The following is a 14,629-nucleotide window of genomic DNA, read 5'->3' as shown; positions in this document are numbered from 1 at the left end:
ATTTCCAACCATGAGTTTAGAAACGGTAGTTGAGGACATTCGAGACGAGGCCCGCGCGCGTGCGGAGGAGATCCGCTCCGACGCCGACGAGCGTGCCGACGAGATCGTCGCCGAGGCCGAAGCCGAAAAGGAGGAGATCCTCACGGAGGCCGAGGCGGAGGTCGAAAAACAGATCGAACAGGAGCGAGAACAGCGTCTCTCCAGCGCCAAACTCGAAGCGAAACAACAGCGCCTCGAGGCGCGCCGTGACACCCTCGAATCCGTCTACGATACGGTCGAGGACGAACTGACCTCCCTCGAGACGGACGAACGCGAGGAACTGACGACGGCACTCCTCGATGCGGCTGCAGTCGAGTTCGACGACGATGCCGACGTCGAGGTGTACGGCCGTGCCGACGACGAGGAGCTACTTACGTCGATCGTCGCGGAGTACGACGGCTTCGAGTTCGCGGGCGAGTACGACTGCCTCGGTGGCGTCGTCCTCGAAAGCGACTCCTCGAACATCCGCGTGAACAACACCTTCGATTCCGTGCTGGAGGACGTCTGGGAGGATAACCTTCGAGACATCAGCGCACGGCTGTTCGACCAATGAGCTATCTCGGCGCATCGAATCCCGAGTACGTCAACGCCCGCATCCGTGCTCGACGAGCGGCGCTGCTGGCCGACGAGGACTACCGGAAGCTGGTCCGGATGGGTCCCGGCGGTATCGCGCGGTTCATGGAAGAGACCGAGTACGAGACGGAGATCAACGCGCTCGGCGCGCGCTACAGCGGAACGGATCTGATCGAGTACGCGCTGAACCGGAATCTCGCGAAACACTTCCACGACCTGCTGGACTGGTCGGAGGGGCAGTTGAACGATCTGATCGGGCGCTATCTGCGCAAGTACGACACCTGGAATATCAAGACGATCATCCGTGGTGTCTACTCCGAGGCGTCCCCGGAGGCCATTCAATCGGACCTGATCCGGGCCGGCGAACTCGACGAGTCACTGCTCGACAGGCTCGCTGAGGCCGATAGCCTCGAGTCGGTCGTCGAACAACTCGAAGAGACGCTGTACGGTGACGCGTTGGAGGATGCTCTGGAGGAGTTCGAGCAAAACGGCGTGCTCGTGCCGCTGGAGAACGCGGTCGACCGCGAGTTTTACACACATCTGCTCGATGACCTGTCGACCGACCGACTCGCCGAAGGGCCGAAAGCCCGGTACGTCGAGTTCCTGCAGGCCGAGATCGACTTCCTGAACGCGCGGAATGCGCTCAGACTGGCCCGCAGCGGCGCCGATCTCGATCCTGCCTCGTACTTCATCGAGGGGGGTCGCCTGTTTACACCACGGGAGCTTCGATCGCTGGTCGCCGATACCGACCAGCTGATCACGCACATCCGTGAGAGCAAGTACGGCGACGACCTCTCGCGCGCGCTGGACGAGCTGGAAGACGCGGACAGCCTGATTCAGTTCGAGCACGCGCTCGACGCGGCGCTGCTCGAGTACACGGATCGCCTGTCGACGATCTACCCGGTTTCGATCACGGCGGTGATGTCGTACATTCTCGCCAAGGAACGGGAAGTCGAGAACATCCGTGCGATCGCACGCGGACGAGAAGTCGGCCTCGACGAGGCAGAAATCGAAGAGGAGCTGGTGATACTATGAGCCAGGAGATCGCAGTCGTCGGCAGTCCGGAGTTCACCACCGGCTTCCGGCTCGCGGGCGTTCGCGAGTTCCACAACGTCGCCGACGAGAACAAAGACGACGACCTCGACGACGCGGTAACCGCAGTGCTCGACGACGAGGACATCGGCATCGTCGTCATGCACGACGACGATCTCGATCACCTGTCGCGAGCGGTGCGACAGGACGTCGAGACGAGCGTCGAACCGGTGGTCGTGACCCTCGGCGGCGGAGCCGGGAGCGGCGGACTGCGCGACCAGATCAAACGAGCCATCGGGATCGACCTGATGGACGAAGAAGAAGAGAGCTAAATCATGAGTAAAGCAACAGACACGGACACTATCCAGGAGGACGGTGTCATCGACAGCGTGAGCGGCCCTGTCGTGACGGCGACCGACCTCGACGCCCGGATGAACGACGTGGTCTACGTCGGCGAGGAAGGGCTGATGGGCGAGGTCATCGAGATCGAAGGCAACGTCACGACGATCCAGGTATACGAGGAAACGTCGGGTGTCGGACCCGGCGAACCCGTCGAGAACACGGGCGAACCACTGAGCGTGGACCTCGGCCCGGGTATGCTGGACTCCATCTACGACGGCGTCCAGCGCCCCCTCGACGTGCTGGAGGGGAAGATGGGTGCGTTCCTCGACCGTGGGGTCGACGCCCCGGGGATCGACCTGGAGAAAAAGTGGGAGTTCACGCCGACTGTCGAGGAGGGCGACGAGGTCGCCGCCAGCGACATCATCGGCACCGTCCCCGAGACCGAGAGTATCGAACACAAGGTAATGGTGCCCCCCGATTACGAGGGTGGCGAGGTCGTCTCGATCGAGTCCGGCGAGTTCACCGTCGAGGAGACAGTCGCCGAACTCGACAGCGGCGAGGAGATCCAGATGCACCAGGAGTGGCCGGTCCGCAAGCAGCGTCCGGCCGCCGAGAAGCAGACGCCGACGACCCCGCTGGTCTCGGGACAGCGCATTCTCGATGGGCTGTTCCCGATCGCGAAGGGTGGGACCGCGGCGATTCCCGGTCCGTTCGGGTCGGGCAAGACCGTGACCCAGCACCAGCTCGCCAAGTGGGCCGACGCGGACATCGTCGTCTACGTCGGCTGTGGCGAACGCGGCAACGAGATGACCGAAGTGATCGAGGACTTCCCCGAACTGGAAGACCCGGTTACCGGGAAGCCGCTGATGAGCCGAACCTGTCTCATCGCGAACACCTCGAACATGCCCGTCGCAGCCCGCGAATCCTGTATCTACACCGGGATCACGATCGCGGAGTTCTTCCGCGACATGGGCTATGACGTCGCGCTGATGGCCGACTCCACCTCGCGGTGGGCAGAGGCCATGCGCGAGATCTCCTCGCGACTGGAGGAGATGCCCGGCGAGGAGGGGTATCCGGCCTATCTCGCCGCCCGCCTCGCACAGTTCTACGAGCGAGCCGGCTACTTCGAGAACATCAACGGGACCGAGGGATCGGTGTCGGCGATCGGTGCAGTCTCGCCACCAGGCGGTGACTTCTCCGAGCCGGTCACCCAGAACACGCTGCGGATCGTCAAGACGTTCTGGGCACTCGACGCCGACCTCGCGGAACGGCGTCACTTCCCCTCGATCAACTGGAACGAGTCGTACTCGCTCTATCGTGATCAGCTCGATCCGTGGTACAGAGAGAACGTCGCCGAGGACTACCCGGAGATCCGCCAGTGGGCGATCGACGTCCTCGACGAGGAGACGGAGCTCCAGGAGATCGTCCAGCTGGTCGGGAAGGACGCCCTGCCGGAGGACCAGCAGTTGACCCTCGAGGTCGCGCGCTACCTGCGTGAGTCGTGGCTCCAGCAGAACGCGTTCCACGACGTGGACACCTACTGCGAGCCGAACAAGACCTACCGGATGCTCCAGGCGATCAAGACGTTCAACGACGAGTCGTTCGACGCCCTTGATGCCGGTGTGCCGGTCGAGGAGATCCAGGACATCGACGCTGCGCCCCAGCTGAACCGGATGGGCGTCGCCGAGGAGTACGAACAGTTTATCAGCGACCTGGAAGACGACATCGCAACACAGCTGCGGGAGCTGTACTAACAATGAAAGAGTATCAGACAATCACTGAGATCAGCGGTCCGCTGGTGTTCGCCGAGGTCGACGAGCCGATCGGCTACGACGAGATCGTCGAGATCGAGACGCCATCCGGCGACACCAAGCGCGGACAGATTCTGGAATCGAGCCAGGGGCTCGTCGCGATTCAGGTCTTCGAGGGGACCGAAGGGATCGACCGCAAGTCCTCCGTTCGGTTCCTCGGCGAGACCATGAAGATGCCCGTCACTGAGGACCTGCTCGGACGGGTGCTCGACGGCTCCGGGAACCCAATCGACGGCGGGCCGGAGATCGTCCCGGACGACCGGATCGACATCGTCGGCGAGGCGATCAACCCCTACGCCCGCGAGTATCCCGAGGAGTTCATCCAGACCGGCGTTTCGGCCATCGACGGCATGAACACGCTGGTTCGCGGCCAGAAGCTGCCGATCTTCTCGGGTTCGGGCCTACCACACAACGATCTCGCACTCCAGATCGCACGGCAGGCGTCCGTGCCGGAAGAAGAGGAGGGCGACGGTGAGGGCTCGGAGTTCGCGGTAATCTTCGGCGCGATGGGGATCACCCAGGAGGAGGCAAACGAGTTCATGGACGACTTCGAGCGCACCGGCGCGCTGGAACGCTCTGTCGTCTTCATGAACCTCGCGGACGACCCCGCAGTCGAGCGGACCGTCACGCCGCGACTCGCGCTTACCACCGCCGAGTATCTCGCCTTCGAGAAGGATTACCACGTGCTGGTGATCCTGACCGACATGACCAACTACTGTGAGGCACTGCGAGAGATCGGTGCCGCACGTGAGGAGGTCCCGGGCCGGCGTGGCTACCCCGGGTACATGTACACCGACCTGGCACAGCTCTACGAGCGTGCCGGGCGAATCGAAGGCCGCGAGGGCTCGGTCACCCAGATTCCGATCCTCACGATGCCCGGCGACGACGACACCCACCCAATCCCGGACCTGACGGGATACATTACGGAGGGCCAGATCTACATCGATCGGGACCTCAACAGCCAGGGTATCAAACCGCCGATCAACGTCCTGCCGAGCCTCTCCCGGCTGATGGACGACGGGATCGGCGAGGGACTGACCCGCGGTGACCACGGCGACGTCTCCGACCAGATGTACGCTGCCTACGCCGAGGGTGAGGACCTGCGCGATCTGGTGAACATCGTCGGGCGCGAGGCGCTCAGCGAACGGGACAACAAGTTCCTCGACTTTGCCGATCGCTTCGAGGCCGAGTTCGTCGAGCAGGGCTACGACAACAGCCGATCGATCGAGGAGACGCTCGAACTCGGCTGGGATCTGCTCTCGATGCTCCCGAAAGAGGCGCTGAACCGCATCGACGAGGACCTCATCGAGGAGCACTACCGCGAGGACGACTCCGAACTCGTCGAGACGACCGCCGACTAGGCAGTATATTTTCACGCCGTCTTCGGTTTGTTATATGTTCTGTCTCCGGGGATTTGATACGTGACCGATATATATGTTCGATGCTATATGTAGCCAACGCGCAACCTGTATGACTCCTACAATCTTCCCATCGTTGCCGGCCGACAAACGGGCCGTATCACCCGTAATCGGCGTCGTCCTGATGATCGCGATTTTTGTGACGATCATGGCTGTCATCGGTGGCTTTGCACTCGCTGCAAACCCGGCGGAGCCCTCACCGCACGGTGAATTCAAAGCGATCGAATCGCCGGACGGGAATGTAACCCTAATCGCCGACCGGGGCACTAACGTCCCGGAAGACCAGGTCGAGGTCTACGTTGGCGGCGTAGAGTGTACGGGAGTCTGGGATGGATCGGGGACGATCGAAACGAGCGACGAGGTGGAGTTCGATGAGTGTAACGGCCAGCCGATCGATCAGGGAGATTCGGTCTCCGTCATCTGGAACTCCGGAGGAGGTAGCTCAAGCACGTTTAGCAGTCATACCGTGCGTACAGACCTGTCCGGTGGAACCTACTTTGCGGTCTCGATCGACGACTATGACAACGATGTCGACGCCAGAGATACCGTCAAGGTCGAGTACACAGTGGAAAACACCCGCAGCGACGAAGGGACACAGGACATCGAATTCCGCATCGACGGGACGGTCGAAGGGACGGAGGACGATCTGACCCTCGACGAAGGTGACACCCATAGCGACACGTTCTCGTACACCACTGATGGAAGTGATACACCGGAGATCGATGTGCGTGTCGCCAGCGACGACGATGGCGTTACGGAAGCCGTCACGGTCTCGGGTGGTGCCGGCGGTACCAACTTCGAGGTCTCGATCGACACCACGAACAGTCCGGTCGAGGAGGGTGAGGACCTCGACGTGACCGCGGAAATTACCAACACCGGCTCCGAAAACGGAGATCAGACGATTACTCTGGATGTCGGCGGTGAGCAGCGCGACAGCGAATCGGTCGATGTCGACGATGGCGAGACTGAAACGGTGACGCTCAGGTGGTCTACCAGCGACGGTGACACGGGCGATTACACGGCGATCGTGGCCAGTGAGGACGCCAGCGACGACACTGGTGTCGAGGTAGAAAGCGACGGGGCGGGTGATCCAGTGAATTTCGAGGTCGACATCACCGGCACGAACAGCCCGGTCGAAGAGGACGAGGAGCTCACAGTGACTGCCGATATCGAGAATACCGGGTCGGAAGACGGCGACCAGACGATCGCACTGGAGATCGACGGTGAGCAAAAGGACAGCCAATCGGTCGATGTCGACGCTGGCGAGACTGAAACGGTGACGCTCACGTGGTCTACCAGCAACGGTGACGCGGGCGATTACATGGCGACCGTGGCCAGTGAGGACGACAGCGATATGACGGATGTGACGGTCACAGAAGACGAATCGGAAACCCCGGTTGAGGTAGAGAGCGTCAGTGCTGAATCCAACGATGTTCACCCCAACGAAGTTGATAATGTTGATTTCAATGTCGAAGTGGATAACCCGGGTAATACTGACTACGAAGTGGAGTTCGTGGTAAAACACGGCGGAGAATCTGATGAAGAACAGGGTCCGGAAGTGAACTTTGAGGGTACATATTCGTTCAGTGGCTTTGACAGCACCAAAGTGAATAATGGAAATCCACTGCCGGTAGAGGTGATCGTTCAGGATGATACTGGCACTACTTCCACCTGTACGGGAGAACTCACTGACCAAAATCAAGAAATCGATCTGAACTGCGACTAAGATTCAAACGTAGCGAAACGATATCGGCGACACTATACCGAAAGTTTGGTTATCGAGCTAGCTCTCGCGGAAGAACTCCGCCTGCTCGAACGCCTCTTCCTCGCCTTCGACATCCAGCACGTCCAGCGCCGTCACTTCGGCGTCGACGCCGAGGATCCCCGAAAGACTCGGCTCGGTTCGACCATTATCACTGCTGACCAGTTCCTTGACGTAGAGCCCGCCCGCACCGTGGAGTTCGATGTCAGCGTGACGGTCGTCGAGCAGTTCTCCCTCGACCTCGTAGACCTCTCGCGTGCGCGTGAGACTTGCTCGGCGGTGGTCGACCCGCTCGGGCGTGTACTGCTCGATCGTCGCCCCCTCCAGTTCGTCGAGGGCGGCTTCGAACTCGCCATTCTCGACCGGTTCAGCGAACTCGACGTCCATCCGATAGGTCTTGCTCGCTTCCAGTTCCTTGACGCGCTCGACCATCTCGTGGGTCGCGAGGCGAAGCCCCTCGACCTCGACCGATCCCTCCGCTTCCTCGTTGATCTGTGCTTCAAGCGCCTCGACATCTGGGCTCCGGAAGCCGGGCTCTTTGACCTCCGCGACGAACGGCCGACCGCGCTCGAGCATCAGCGCGTCGACGTCCTCGCGGCCAGCGCCGTGGAAGACGGCGTCCTCGCCCTCCATGGCCTCGCGGACGTGCGGTGCGACGTATCCCTCGACGCTGTCGTCGTAGAGGTAGCCGCTACCGCCGCAGTGGTCGCAGTCGATCTCGCCCTCGGGACCGAGATCCTTCCCGCTGCCGCCACACTCCCGGCAGGGCCACTCGGTCTGGGGAATGTCGCGTTCGAGCTTGCGGTACCGGCCGTAGACAAAGGCCGGGTTGACCTGGATCTCGACGTCGCCGTCGCGTTCGAGGTTGAGCAGGGCCAGCACGTCGGGCCGCTCGAAGTCGACCATCGTGTCGGTCTTCTGCCCAACGCGCTTGCCGACCTCGCGGTTGAACTCGGATTTGAACAGCTCGCCCGCATCCGCGTCGAGTCCGGCGTCTTCCCGCAGCAAGACGTCGTTTTCCTCGATTAGCGGTGGGGTGCGCGTCCCGACCTGATACGTCTCGAAGTGGATGTCTTCGACCGCCTGGGCGACGCGCTCGGCCCACTCGTCGTACTCGCCACAGAACCCCTCACAGACCCAGCAGTCCTCGGGTGGCGTGGGCTCGTAATCATCGTCGTCTTCCAGCGCGATCGCGGTTCGGAGCGCCCGGCCGCGCTCGTCGTTGGTCAGCCCGAAGCTCCGATCCGAGAAGGGTCGCCCGAGACAGGCGTCACAGAGCGGTCCCGTCTCCAGAAGCGCGCGGGCGTCGTCGAGTACCGTCATACCCGTATCCAGTCGGAGCGGGGGTAACTAGCTTGTGGAAGCCGACCAGAAGTCGGGAAGTTGGTAGTCGCGTCTTCTGGATTGGTTTTCGGTACTGGAATCGTTCTGGATGACTCTCCCTAGAACAGTCTCGGGTCGCTCGTGGAATCGTTTGATCACGGGGGAACACTACCACGAAAGCCCCCGGATCGCTCGCCGGCTGCGGCTCGCTGTGCGCGGGACTACGTCCCGTGCTTGCGTCGCCTCGCTCGCCGACCGATCCGGCCCCTTTCGATCCACCCATACAGGACCTCGCCCTCCCCAACCGGTTGCGGTGCTCGTCGCATTGCTCCTGCGCTCCTCACCCCTCGCACGGCTCCGGCGGGACGCCTCGCGGTGCTCGGCAGTCCCGCCAGCGTGCGCCGTTACTGTCCGGGTCTGTCGACGATTCGACGCCCCTTTTTATTCGCTGGTCGAATCACCGGTATGCGCCAGTTCATCGTGCTCGGCCACGACGCGCCCATCGAGTCGGATTTCGCGCTTTCGGATCTCGCGGGCGGGGCCGGTCGCCTCGACGTCCTCTGTCGGTGTGTCAACTCCGCGTTCTTTCTCTCCCACGACATTCGTGAGGACGTCCGCGTCCATCTCGTCTTGCAGGACGAATTTACAGTTACGTTCGAGGGGAGCGATCTGCAGCGTCTCAACCCCGACGAGCGCTCGACCGCCGCGCTCGTCCGCAAGGCCCTCGAAGAACGCGAAGAAGCGATCGGGCATATCCCCGTCGAGACCTCGCCCGGCGTCTCGCTCAGGCGGATGGGATTCGAGGACCTGCTCGACGACATCGGGGGGACAATTGTCCAGCTCCATGAGGACGGCGATGCGATCGTCGAGGTCGACGCGCCGAGCGATCCCGTGTTCGTTCTCTCGGATCACCACGATTTCGAGCCGTGGGAGGCCGATCTGCTGGTTGAGCACTGCGACCTGCATGTCCGACTCGGCCCGGAGCGACTGCACGCCGACCACGCCATCACCGTCGTCCAGCAGTACCTCGACACCGACGGCTACACGCGGTTTTGATACCAGTCCGGAAGCGTTAAAAACGATACCACCCTTCTTTCGGGTGCGGGCCGGTGGGGTAGCTTGGTATCCTTCGGCCTTCGGGTGGCCGTAACCGCGATTCGAATTCGCGCCGGCCCACTTTTCCCGCATTCCAATACCGCGAGCGTAGCGAGCGGTCCGGAATGCGGGGAAGTTCATCCAAGCGAATTCGAATGAGGCCAGGCGCGCGCAGCAAAGCGAGCACGTCTGGGCGTAATTTGCGATTCGCGCCGGCCCACTTTTCCCGCATTCTCAACAGGTGAGCTACCGCCGTCGGGTGGCCGTAACCGCGTTCTCGTGAGCGAAGCGAACGAGAGCAAGCGAGACCGGAGGTCTCGTGTGATTCGAATTCGTGCCGGCCCATTTTCACCCCACTCTACGACGACGAGCGATAGCGAGGAGTCCATAGCGGGGTGAAAATACACGCAAGCGAATTCGAATGAGGCCGGGCGCGCGCAACGCAGGTTCTCGGGCGTGATACGAATTCGCGCCGGCCCACATCTCACTACTCCGATAGCTCGTCCCGGATCGCCGAACGCTTCACAACTGCGAACCCGGCACAGATGAGCAGAAAGCCCACGATAGTCGTAAGCGTGAGTCCCTCGTTCAGCACGAGCCAACCGGAGAGAGCGGCGAAGACGGGGGCGACATAGGAGACGAGGTTGATCTCGATCGGGCCGAGTCGGTCAAGGAGGTCGAAGTAGATGAGAAAGCCAAGCCCACTGGCGACGAACGCGAGGTAGCCAAGCGCCAGCACGGCCTCTGTCGTCCAGACGATGGCGGAAAGGGACTCGCCGAGTGCAACGGCGATCAGGTGGGTCAGTGCCGCGCCGACGAGCATCGACCAGGCCTCCATCGTCTCGATCCGCATCCCGCTGTCAAGTGCCCGTGTCAGGACCGAGCCCAGCGCGAACGACGCCGCGGCGAGGAAGACGAGGAACTTTGCGGTCGTCCCGCTCCCGATCAGGTTTCCGGGGTCGGGAGCGGCAAGGACGACCACGCCGAGCAGGCCGACCAGTAGTCCGATGACCCCGACGAGCGTCAGTCGTTCCGAGGGGAGAAACGCACGGGCAAAGACCGTTGTCAGGACGGGCGAGAGCCCGACGATGACGGCGGCGATGGCGCTGGTCACCGCGGGGTCGCTCTCGCCGATGAAGAGGAAGGCATGATACCCAGCGATGATCAGCGTCGCGCCGATCGCTACGTCGGCCCACTCGCGACGACCGCGGGGGATCGGATCGTCGACCACGGAGGCCGCGTACATGAGCATAACGAGGGCAGCAATATCGAACCGAAGCGCAGCAAAGAGGACCGGCGGGAAGTACGCGAGCCCCGCGTTGATCGCCATAAACGCGGTTCCCCAGATTGCGGCGAGGGTGAGAAACAACAGGGTGGTGCGGTATCGGCTCACAGCAAAGCTGGTTGCTGTGGTGGTCAAAAGCTTGCGAAACCGATCAGTTCAGTATCCCGAAAGCGGCTCTTCCACGTCGAGCCACTCGGCGCTTCGCTCCCAGAGCCGCTTTGCGCCATCCCGGTTTCTCGCTGCACTCGATGGCGTCGTGACGTCCTGCCCTGAAAAATATCGCCCGGACGTCCCGTCGAGACGGGGCGACACAGCGAGATTAACCAGCGCCGCTGCGCCGTCCTCGACCGATGTGACACCCGGTACTGCGTCGAGCTTTGCGAACAGATCCGGCAGTGGACCTGGGAGAAAGCGACTGAACCCGCTCCCTGGAATCGCACCGGGATGGAAGCTGTTGGCGGTCACGTCCTCTCCGGCGGCATCGAGTCGCCGGGCGAGCTCCGTCGAAAACAGGATGTTCGCGAGCTTCGAGTGGCTGTACGCGCCCATTCCGCTGTCAGCTTCGGATACCCGGTCCAGATCCAGCGATGCCCCCTTATGTGCGGCTGATGCCGTCGTGATGACACGGGCGTCGGCCGCGAGGTGGTCGAGCAGTTCGGCGGTCAGCAGGTACGGGGAGAGATGGTTAACGTGGAAGGTGTACTCCACGCCGAGACCCGTCAATCGGTTGTTTCGGAAGAACCCACCCGCGTTGTTCGCGAGGATGTCGAGGCTCTCTGTCTCCGCCCGGACAGTGGCTGCGAGTTCCCAGACCGAGTCGGTGTCGGCAAAGTCAGCCTCGACGAACCGTCCCTCCACGCCGAGGGCGGTGAGCTCGTCAACGACGGCCTCACCTGCCTGTCGATCGCGTCCATGCACGATCACGTCCGCACCGAGGCGACCGAGCGCGAGGGCGGCGTGACGACCGATACCACTTGTTGAGCCGGTAACGAGTGCCTGCATGCCGGTACAGTCGGCGTCTTCGACGTCCGCGATCCGTTCGGGGAGGTTACTCATCAGTCGTGTCAGGGACCGGACGAACAAGAGCCTGCGGTCCTGTCGTCGGGATCAGACCGCGTCAAGCAGGCCCTGATCGGCGACATCGCCCCGGACCACCTCCGCGACGTGCTCGCCGCTCAGCAGACACATCGGGACGCCGATACCGGGGTTGACGTCGCCGCCGACGTAATAGGTTCGTTCAACCCCCGGTACTTTGAACCCCGGACGCAGGGGGCCGGTCTGTTCGAGGGTGTGGGCCAGGCCGAGTGCCGTCCCGCCGAGCTTGTTGAACTGCACCTTGTAGTCGGTAACACAGGCCGTGTGCTCGACGCGAATCCGATCGCGCAGGTCGACGTCCGCGTGTTCCGCGAGGCTGTCGAGCACGTCGTCGCGGTACTGCTGGCGTTGCTCCGGGTCGTCCGCCAGCTCCGCGGCGATCGGGACGAGCACGACCATCGTCTCGGCGTCGTCGGGGGCGACGGAGGGATCGGTTCTGGACGGGACGTTGACGTAATACGCCGGGTCATCGGGCCAGCCTGGCTCGTCGAAGATCGCCTCGAAGTGGCCCGACCAGTCGGTCGGAAGGACGAGCGTGTGGTGTTCGAACTCCGGTAGCTCGCCGTCGATACCGAGATAGAGCATAAAGGCCGAGGGGGCGAGGGTTCGGCCGTCCCAGTACTCGTTGCTGTCACCCATCAACCTGCCGATCGGCCGGGAGCCGGCCGCGCCGTCGGGCAGCAGGTCACGCTCGACATGTGCGGGTGGCGCGTTGTTGACGACGCGATCGTGGCTCGTGGGGCCACCACGGTGTTCGACCGTGACGCCGCTGCCGTACGGCTTGAGCCCGGTCACCGGCGTGTCGGTCCGGATCTCGACGCCCTGCTCGCGGGCAACCGATTCAATCGCCTCGATGAACGACCACATCCCGCCCTGCGGGTAGTAGACACCCAGCCCGTAATCGACGTGGCTCATCAGGGTGTACAGGGCAGGCGTGTTGTACGGCGAGCCGCCGAGGAAGACGAGCGTGTACTGGACGAGCTGCTGGAGCTTCGGATGATCGAAGTACTCGGCGACGTGTTCGTCCATGTTACCGAGGAAGCTCAATCCCTTCCCCGACCGAGCAACGTCGGCGGACACGTAGTCGCGGAACCGCCAGCGGTTGGCCAGCACGAACCGGTTCATCCCGATCTCGTAGGCCTCCTCGGCCTGGTCGAGATAGCGCTCGAACGCCTCCCTGCCGCCGGGCTCGTAGGACTCGAACAGCTTGGCGGCCTGATCCGGGTCCGCGGGCACGTCGACGCTGTCGCCGTCTTTCCAGTACACCCGGTAGTTCGGGTCGAGGCGTTCGAGCTCGTAAAAGTCCGAGGGGTCGTGGCCGAAGTCCTCGAAAAAGCGCTCGAACAGCTCCGGCATCAGGTACCACGATGGCCCGGTGTCGAACTGGAACTCGCCGTCGACGAGCTTGCCGGCGACGCCGCCGACCTGCGAGCGCTGTTCGTACACTGTCACGTCGGCCCCATCGCGGGCGAGATACGCCGCCGCGGCGAGGCCGCCGATCCCGGCACCGACGATTCCGATCGAAGTGCCGGCAAGTGAAGTCGTAGTGGATGGTGTCTTGCTCATAGCTGATAATCGCATTGGGAAACTGCTAGCCGTTCGATGGCGGGTTTCAGGGTACGTACCAGATACCGCGCTTGAAGTCGAGCCACTCGCCGACGACGACGTGTGGCAGGGCGACGATACAGATGAAGATCGTATAGAACGCGACCAGTCCGGGGAGGAGCCCCTGTGTTCCGAGGGGGTTCGGCGCGACGAGCCACAGCGTCGCCGCGACGAGACCGGTCGCCAGCGCCCCGACGATCAGGACGCCCCACACGATCGGAACGGGGAGCCCCTGTTCGTCCTCTGCGGGCTCTTTCCGGTGAGCGGCGAACGTCCGGCCGGACTGTCGCATCGAGTACCACAGCGGGAAGTACAGCCCGATCGAGACGACGACCGGGACGGCGGCGAAGTAGCCAACCAGCAGGGAGGTCTCACCGAGGTCGGCGAGCCACGCCGTCGAGCCACCACTCGTCGCGTAGCCCCAGACCAGATGGGCGACGACCGCGAGTCCGTACGCACCACCGAAGATCGGGGTCACGAGCTCCATTCGGGTGTGAAGTGCGCCCACGGCACCCGGGTCGAACATCGACACCATGTAGGAGGCAAAGCCGTAGAACGTCTCGGGCCAGAAGACGAGCGGGACGATCATCACCGCGCCACCGCGAACGAACGCGGCGAGGCCCCGCTGGAGATCGCTTTGCAGGTGATCGCTCCCGACGAGCGCGTCCATCACTCGAAGATCGCCGTGGCCGCCCTTCGCGACAGCCGTGGCAAACGCCAGCGAGAGCGCGATCAGCGGCGCGATGAAAAACAGTACGATGAATCCAGCAACGAAACTCACGTACATCGCGACGTACTTCGCGCCCATCGGGAGCCCCCTGCGCCGGAGGTTCTCAAAGTGTTCGTAGCCGCCGTGTGGGAGGTTCAGCCCGACCATTCCGACGAGGTAGATGATCATCTGCACCTCCAGGGAGGGGATCGACCCCGTCAGTCCTGCAGCGGCGAAGACGACAAACAGCGCAAGCAAGGCTCCGCGGGATGCCTGTATCGTCCAGTTCTCGATCCGTCTCGTCCGTGTCTCGGCGAGTTGCCACGTTCCCGTCCCCATACGCGGTTCTTACGACTGTGGGGGCTTTTCCAACAGCCAATAAATGGCAGGTCTTTATAAGGAACCCTGACATGAATCCCGCCGGGTGGTTTCTCCATGGGTGTCACAACGGTATGCCCGGTGCCGGGGCTGGCAAGTGTATCAGCAGTTGGCAGACGATGGACACTTCGAACCGGATTCAGTTGAGCAGTTCGCAACGAA

The 14,629-nt window shown here is 62.8% G+C and carries 12 protein-coding genes and 1 tRNA gene; 8 read left to right on the top strand and 5 right to left on the bottom strand.

What is annotated here, in order from left to right; translation table 11 throughout:
* The first annotated feature begins 10 nt into the window (after positions 1–10).
* The 6 genes from AArcSt11_RS03105 (at position 11) to AArcSt11_RS03080 (ending at position 6,941) form a co-directional block, all read left to right on the top strand.
* Positions 11–592 carry a V-type ATP synthase subunit E gene (locus AArcSt11_RS03105; RefSeq protein WP_250594518.1) on the top strand — a complete coding sequence of 194 codons (582 nt, stop codon included), beginning with the start codon at positions 11–13 and terminating at the stop codon, positions 590–592.
* Entirely contained in the window at positions 589–1,647 is a 1,059-nt protein-coding gene (locus AArcSt11_RS03100) for a V-type ATP synthase subunit C (protein ID WP_250594516.1), read from the top strand. Before AArcSt11_RS03105 ends, AArcSt11_RS03100 begins: the two co-directional genes overlap by 4 nt.
* The gene (locus tag AArcSt11_RS03095) at positions 1,644–1,976 is read left to right on the top strand and encodes a V-type ATP synthase subunit F (protein WP_250594514.1); all 333 of its coding nucleotides are present in this window, start codon (positions 1,644–1,646) and stop codon (positions 1,974–1,976) included. Before AArcSt11_RS03100 ends, AArcSt11_RS03095 begins: the two co-directional genes overlap by 4 nt.
* A 3-nt stretch (positions 1,977–1,979) precedes the next feature.
* The gene (locus tag AArcSt11_RS03090) at positions 1,980–3,740 is read left to right on the top strand and encodes an ATP synthase subunit A (RefSeq protein ID WP_250594512.1); all 1,761 of its coding nucleotides are present in this window, start codon (positions 1,980–1,982) and stop codon (positions 3,738–3,740) included.
* 2 nt (positions 3,741–3,742) lie between these two features.
* Entirely contained in the window at positions 3,743–5,158 is a 1,416-nt protein-coding gene (locus AArcSt11_RS03085; RefSeq protein WP_250594510.1) for an ATP synthase subunit B, read from the top strand.
* A 109-nt stretch (positions 5,159–5,267) separates the two neighbouring features.
* The gene (locus tag AArcSt11_RS03080; protein ID WP_250594508.1) at positions 5,268–6,941 is read left to right on the top strand and encodes a CARDB domain-containing protein; all 1,674 of its coding nucleotides are present in this window, start codon (positions 5,268–5,270) and stop codon (positions 6,939–6,941) included.
* Positions 6,942–6,998: 57 nt separating this feature from the next.
* Here the strand turns inward: AArcSt11_RS03080 and AArcSt11_RS03075 are convergent, their stop codons facing one another.
* Entirely contained in the window at positions 6,999–8,300 is a 1,302-nt protein-coding gene (locus AArcSt11_RS03075; RefSeq protein WP_250594507.1) for a tRNA pseudouridine(54/55) synthase Pus10, read from the bottom strand.
* Positions 8,301–8,765: 465 nt separating this feature from the next.
* Here AArcSt11_RS03075 and trmY point away from each other — a divergent pair, with 465 nt between their 5' ends.
* Both trmY and AArcSt11_RS03065 read left to right on the top strand, forming a co-directional pair.
* Complete coding sequence (gene trmY / locus AArcSt11_RS03070) at positions 8,766–9,356, top strand: tRNA (pseudouridine(54)-N(1))-methyltransferase TrmY (protein ID WP_250594506.1); 591 nt, start codon at positions 8,766–8,768, stop codon at positions 9,354–9,356.
* Positions 9,357–9,403: 47 nt separating this feature from the next.
* Positions 9,404–9,476 (top strand) — tRNA-Pro (locus tag AArcSt11_RS03065).
* Positions 9,477–9,882: 406 nt separating this feature from the next.
* Here AArcSt11_RS03065 and AArcSt11_RS03060 read toward each other — a convergent pair.
* The 4 genes from AArcSt11_RS03060 to AArcSt11_RS03045 are packed head-to-tail and all read right to left on the bottom strand — an operon-like array spanning position 9,883 to position 14,428.
* Positions 9,883–10,788 (bottom strand): DMT family transporter, encoded by a 906-nt coding sequence (locus AArcSt11_RS03060; protein WP_250594505.1) that lies wholly within the window; start codon positions 10,786–10,788, stop codon positions 9,883–9,885.
* 48 nt (positions 10,789–10,836) lie between these two features.
* Positions 10,837–11,736 (bottom strand): SDR family NAD(P)-dependent oxidoreductase, encoded by a 900-nt coding sequence (locus AArcSt11_RS03055; protein ID WP_250594504.1) that lies wholly within the window; start codon positions 11,734–11,736, stop codon positions 10,837–10,839.
* A 51-nt stretch (positions 11,737–11,787) separates the two neighbouring features.
* Entirely contained in the window at positions 11,788–13,341 is a 1,554-nt protein-coding gene (locus AArcSt11_RS03050) for a phytoene desaturase family protein (RefSeq protein ID WP_250594503.1), read from the bottom strand.
* 46 nt (positions 13,342–13,387) lie between these two features.
* The gene (locus AArcSt11_RS03045) at positions 13,388–14,428 is read right to left on the bottom strand and encodes a Brp/Blh family beta-carotene 15,15'-dioxygenase (RefSeq protein WP_250594500.1); all 1,041 of its coding nucleotides are present in this window, start codon (positions 14,426–14,428) and stop codon (positions 13,388–13,390) included.
* Positions 14,429–14,629: the final 201 nt, after the last annotated feature.

This window comes from Natranaeroarchaeum aerophilus (assembly GCF_023638055.1).
GTDB lineage: Archaea > Halobacteriota > Halobacteria > Halobacteriales > Natronoarchaeaceae > Natranaeroarchaeum > Natranaeroarchaeum aerophilum.
This window is presented reverse-complemented; position numbering and strand designations above follow the sequence as displayed.